The sequence below is a fragment of the Haladaptatus sp. genome (assembly GCF_049589095.1).
Lineage (GTDB): Archaea > Halobacteriota > Halobacteria > Halobacteriales > Haladaptataceae > Haladaptatus.
On record NZ_JBAWAC010000385.1, the window covers coordinates 1 to 3,509 of the forward strand.

The following is a 3,509-nucleotide window of genomic DNA, read 5'->3' on the forward strand; positions in this document are numbered from 1 at the left end:
CGCCGTCGCGCTCGCGACGGCGTTCTTCTCGCCTGCCGTGGCGCTCATCCCGGCGCTATTCAGCATCTGGCACAACGTCAGCGGCCCGGCGTTGGCATCCTACTTCTCGCGGGGGAGTAACGCCGGATCGGCCTCCCGGCCACCGGTATCCACCGACGACTGAGTGGGTCGGCTCAATCGTACGCAACAAAAGTGGCCCGACTACTTGGCACGACGGCTCACCAATCATTGATCCATCGTTAACGCCGGTATCTCGGGTAATCGAATACTTCACGACGCGAATCCGGGACTTTCGTTCGGCAACAATGCACTGGCGAGACTCTGCCACGACGTCATCGTACAACCCAACTTCTCCGACGCAGTCGATCTTTCGCTCTTCAAACGGGCCCGTCGACACACGAGGTGAGCGATCGAACGCGGCTTCCGTCCCGATCGTTTTCAACAGCGAGACGCCCGCCACTATATATCGGTTCGATAAACGACGTGGTACTAGCGACCTGCTTCGAATAGCACCGGAAAATAATTTTATGATCGTGGAAAAGTAGCGAGACATGTGGACCTAATACACGTCTGTCTCAACGTGACGGATGCCGAGGAGTCAGTCCTGTTTTACACCGAACAGCTCGGTTTCGAAGAGTCGTGGTCGTTCGAGAGCGGCGACACGATAAACCGGTACGTCACCGACAACGATGGCGTCGAAATTCAGCTCTCGGATACTAGTGGGGTGGATGAAATGGATGCCGGCACCGCTTGGGACCACCTGGCGCTGTCGGTCGAAAACGTCGACGAGGCGTTCGAACGAATCGATCACTTCGGGACCGTCCAAGAACCACAGGATCAACCCGCGGCAGGAGCGCGCACAGCGTTCATCGAAGACCCGGACGGTCACGTCGTGGAACTCGTCGAACCACTCGAGGAGTAATTAACAGTTGGAGCGTGGCTTGTAGCGGGAATCTTCCGAATTTGATTCTCATCCTGATCCGAGACGAGAAGTATGTTCCTAGGTAACACTTAACAGTGTACAGGTTGGGTAGGAACACGAGTCTAGGGACTCGGACAGGAGCATACAGGCATGGAGTTCGAGGGTGAATTCGAGCTTGAGGGGGTAGAGCCGGAGGACGCCTGGGTCGTATTGTCGGATCCCGTCGCCGTTCGGGATGCGCTCAAGGGATGTCGGTATATCGTCCCGATGGACGACGGCGGCTTCGATTTCGACAATTACGAACCGGAGGAGGACGTCCCGACGTTGCCCGACGTCGATCCGGAGGTCGTCGCGGATCGAGCGTTCGTGGAAGGGGGCAAGTACGCGGCGTTGATGCAGATCGGCGTCGGGAGCGTGAAACCGCGATTCGAAACGCGGGTCACCATCACCGAACGGGAGTATCCCAAAATGGTGGCCACCGGCGGTGGTGCCGCCTCGGACAGCAGTTTCGAGATGGAATCCGGAATGACCATCAGCGAGACTGACTCCGGGTCGAAGGTCGAGTGGTGGACTGGGGCCGACGTTTCCGGGCGGATTGCACAGTTGGGCGGCCGGGTACTCAACCCGGTCGCCGACAAGATAGTGAGCCAGTTTTTCACGAACATCCAGCAGCAGATGTCGGACGTCGACGAGAGCGAACAGGGACGGAGCATCACGAACCGACTCAGGAACTTGCTATGAAAGCCGCACAATTCGAACATCACGAACCAACGACTGTCGACGAGGCGGTGGATCTCCTCGGCAGTCTCGACGAACCGACCATCCTCGCCGGGGGACAAAGTCTCGTTCCCCTGATGCGGTTTCGACTGGCCCGACCGTCGACGGTCGTCGACCTGAACCGTATCGAGGATCTCGACTATCTTCGCGAGGAGGACGGGTACCTGAAGATCGGTGCCCTCACGCGGCACGTCGAGATCGAGGAGTCAGCGCTCATCGACGAGAAGTACGGCAGTTTTGCCGATACCGCACCGCTCGTCGCGGACCCGCAGATCCGCAACCGGGGAACGGTCGTCGGCTCGGTCGCCCAGTCGGACCCGAAGGGGGACTGGGCGACCGTACTGTTGGCTCACGAGGGAGACGTTGTTGCACGGGGACCTGACGGCGAACGCGTCATCCCCGCGGACGAGTTCTTCCTCCTCCCCTACGACAACAACCTGGAGGAGGGGGAACTCGCCACCGAACTCCGAGTACCGGTGCCGCCGGACGACGAAGGGAGCGCGTATCACAAACTGAAACGGAAGGTCGGCGACTACGCGATGGTCGGAGTGGGTGCTCGCGTGAGAGTGGACGATGGCGTCATCACCGACGCGACCGTCGCGCTGACGGCGGTTGACATCACGAACGTTTCCGTTCCCGACGCCGCCGAGGCGCTCGAAGACGAATCGCCCAGTGCCGACCTGTTCAAACGGGCGGGTGAACTCGCCGCGGAGGCGTCGAATCCCGAAGCCGACGAACACGGGAGCGTCGAATACAAGGAAAACATGGTCCGGGTCCTCACGCAGCGGGCGCTTGCCGACGCAACGGAACGGGCGGGAGGGGACTGACATGAACCAGACGAAGGACATCACACTCACGATCAACGGAACCGAACACGAACTGAGCGTCGAACCGCGAGAGCTACTCGTACACGCGATTCGGGAGAACCTCGACCTGACCGGCACGCACATCGGCTGTGACACCGGAAACTGCGGGGCGTGTACGATCAACATGGACGGCGAAGCCTACAAGTCGTGCCTCCTCTTCGCCGTGCAAGCCGACGGGAGCGACATCACGACCGTCGAAGGAATGGGAAGCTTGGAGGAAGCAGAAATGGGAGAGAGCGACCTCCATCCGATTCAGGAGGGCTTCCGCCAGATGCACGGCCTCCAATGTGGCTACTGCACGCCGGGCATGATCATGGCCGGAAAAGCACTCCTCGACGAGAACCCGGACCCAACGGAGGCGGAGATCCGTGAGAAGATCAGCGGCAACCTCTGTCGATGCACGGGGTATCAGAACATCGTCAAGTCCATCGAGTACGCGGCGGACGTGCTCAACGGCCGCGAACCGCCGGAGTCGCCCGTCGAAAACGAACAGACGGACGCCGAAGCGGAGGCTACCGCGACGGACGGCGGCGAGGCGACAGACGGAGGCCGGGCGACGGGATGCGGTGCGGACTCCTGCTGTCGGGATATGTCGGGGGACGGAACGATCGACGGGACCCGGGCCGCGGACGACGGAGGTGACTCCCCATGAGCAGCGAGTTCGACCGCAGCGAAAAACCGGACGAGGGATATCGACACGACGTCGACGGCGGACCCCACCCCGAGGCCGACCACGGACACGGTCGCGGGGGCATGGGCCAGGAGGTAAAACGCAAGGAGGACCGACGGTTCATTACTGGACGGGGCAACTACGTTGACGACATCAAGAAGGACGGGGAAACGGTGGTCGACCCGGTCTGCGCCATGGACGTCGTCACGGACGAGGCTGCCGCGACGGTCGACCTCGACGGCGAGACCTACTACTTCTGTGGACAGGGATGCGC

The 3,509-nt window shown here is 61.1% G+C and carries 5 protein-coding genes and 1 pseudogene; all 6 read left to right on the forward strand.

Features of this window, described 5'->3' with window-relative positions; genetic code table 11:
* A pseudogene (locus WBV42_RS12065) lies at nucleotides 1-163 on the forward strand (bile acid:sodium symporter family protein); the annotation flags it as partial.
* A gap of 390 nt (nucleotides 164-553) precedes the next feature.
* Entirely contained in the window at nucleotides 554-922 is a 369-nt protein-coding gene (locus WBV42_RS12070; RefSeq protein WP_423986257.1) for a VOC family protein, read from the forward strand.
* 150 nt (nucleotides 923-1,072) lie between these two features.
* Nucleotides 1,073-1,663: a CoxG family protein gene (locus tag WBV42_RS12075; protein ID WP_423986258.1), complete on the forward strand. Its 591-nt coding sequence runs from the start codon at nucleotides 1,073-1,075 to the stop codon at nucleotides 1,661-1,663.
* On the forward strand, nucleotides 1,660-2,526 hold the full coding sequence (locus WBV42_RS12080) for an FAD binding domain-containing protein (RefSeq protein WP_423986259.1): 867 nt from the start codon (nucleotides 1,660-1,662) through the stop codon (nucleotides 2,524-2,526). The genes WBV42_RS12075 and WBV42_RS12080 overlap by 4 nt, the downstream gene beginning before the upstream one ends.
* A 1-nt stretch (nucleotide 2,527) precedes the next feature.
* On the forward strand, nucleotides 2,528-3,217 hold the full coding sequence (locus tag WBV42_RS12085) for a (2Fe-2S)-binding protein (protein WP_423986260.1): 690 nt from the start codon (nucleotides 2,528-2,530) through the stop codon (nucleotides 3,215-3,217).
* Nucleotides 3,214-3,509: YHS domain-containing protein (locus tag WBV42_RS12090; protein WP_423986261.1), on the forward strand; the 296-nt coding region annotated here is incomplete at its 3' end. The genes WBV42_RS12085 and WBV42_RS12090, both read left to right, overlap by 4 nt.

Excerpts from the sequence above, each read along its gene's own strand:
- WBV42_RS12075 (WP_423986258.1), top strand. The coding sequence starts at position 1,073 with ATGGAGTTCGAGGGTGAATTCGAGCTTGAGGGGGTAGAGCCGGAGGAC.
- WBV42_RS12080 (WP_423986259.1), top strand. The coding sequence starts at position 1,660 with ATGAAAGCCGCACAATTCGAACATCACGAACCAACGACTGTCGACGAG.
- WBV42_RS12085 (WP_423986260.1), top strand. The coding sequence starts at position 2,528 with ATGAACCAGACGAAGGACATCACACTCACGATCAACGGAACCGAACAC.